The sequence below is a fragment of the Methanobrevibacter sp. genome, from assembly GCF_030539555.1.
Taxonomy (GTDB): Archaea; Methanobacteriota; Methanobacteria; order Methanobacteriales; family Methanobacteriaceae; genus Methanocatella.
Genome location: NZ_JAUNXX010000080.1, coordinates 1 through 1216, shown reverse-complemented (window position 1 = coordinate 1216; position 1216 = coordinate 1). Strand labels below are relative to the sequence as shown.

2 protein-coding genes are annotated in these 1216 nt (G+C 33.7%); both read right to left on the bottom strand.

What is annotated here, in order from left to right; translation table 11 throughout:
* Positions 1 to 227 (bottom strand): DUF2120 family protein (locus tag Q4Q55_RS09370; protein WP_303372553.1); only part of this gene is annotated, 227 nt, incomplete at its 3' end.
* Between the two features lie 11 nt (positions 228 to 238).
* Entirely contained in the window at positions 239 to 1180 is a 942-nt protein-coding gene (mptA, locus tag Q4Q55_RS09365; RefSeq protein ID WP_303372547.1) for a GTP cyclohydrolase MptA, read from the bottom strand.
* Positions 1181 to 1216: the final 36 nt, after the last annotated feature.

Here is a 1216-nt window from a genome sequence, read left to right as displayed (position 1 = left end):
CCAATTTTGAGAATTTCCTCTATTTTATCTGAAGTAGCATCTAATTCTGTTCCGCCGAGAAGTTCCCCAATTTCGGCAAGTTTGGAATCAAAAGAATCAATAGGTAAAACTTTTCTGGATCTTCCCCTTACAATTAAAATTCTTTCATTGTTAATTGCAGGTCGTGATCCTTTGAATGAATCAAAAAAACCCATTACCTGTCCTGCAATTTCGTATGTTTTTTTCATTAGATCATATCCTATTGAATATTTAGTTCTTCTTTTAACTCGCCCATTGTAGTTACTTTTTCAGCAAATGCATTGTGTCTGTGGATACTCTCCTGATTTTCTTGACGTGAAGTAATTAATGTGTCATCCGGGAAGTCATGATATTTGGTTGCAATTTTCTCCATCATGTTTCTAACACAGTCTTCAACAAAAACAGGATTCTGATGCGCATTCATCACAGTTGCATTTTCATCAGGTCTTTTTAATAATTCACATACTGGTGAGCTCATTGAAGTTTCAATAATGTCAATTAGGTCTTCTGCTTTTACAATGTTGTCTTCGGGAACTTCAATTAATAATGTTCCAACTCCTCTTTGATTATGTGAAGCAAAAGTCACGGTATCTAAAACTTTTTGTGTGGTCTCTTCATCTAAAAATTCTAATAACTGGTTTTTATTAGATTCTCTTACAGATTCCTGTGCACATGGGCAAACAGTCATTCCAATAACTTCAGCACCAATACTTTTTCTAATGGTAACATTGCCATCGTCATCTCTTAAACCAACAGCTTTTGCTATTAATTTAGCCATCTCTTGGGTTTTATTTTTAGTTACTGGAGATTCTCTCATAAACATAAAATCAGTAGTCATAGATATTTCAACACGTTTTGCATATTCGTGTTTTGTCATCATGCAATCAACAATTTTTGCACATAATGATTCAACATCTACGGTAGAGTCCTTAGCAACAGTTTCTAGAACTTCACTTATTGCTTCAGGATTTCTAGACATATGAACGCCTTTTTGATCATTTGGCAAGTCTACAAATGCATCAAATGTAGGCAATAGTATTATAGGTCTTTTGTTTGTTCTTTCAAGTTGTAATAATTTTTTTACTCCTGTTACACCTACTCTTGTAAGTTTAATAGGTATGCTTGGAGTGTCATCTTGGGTGTCGGGTAAGCATACTGCCAATTTCATAACCTCTAAAATTTAATTAAATAGTATTAT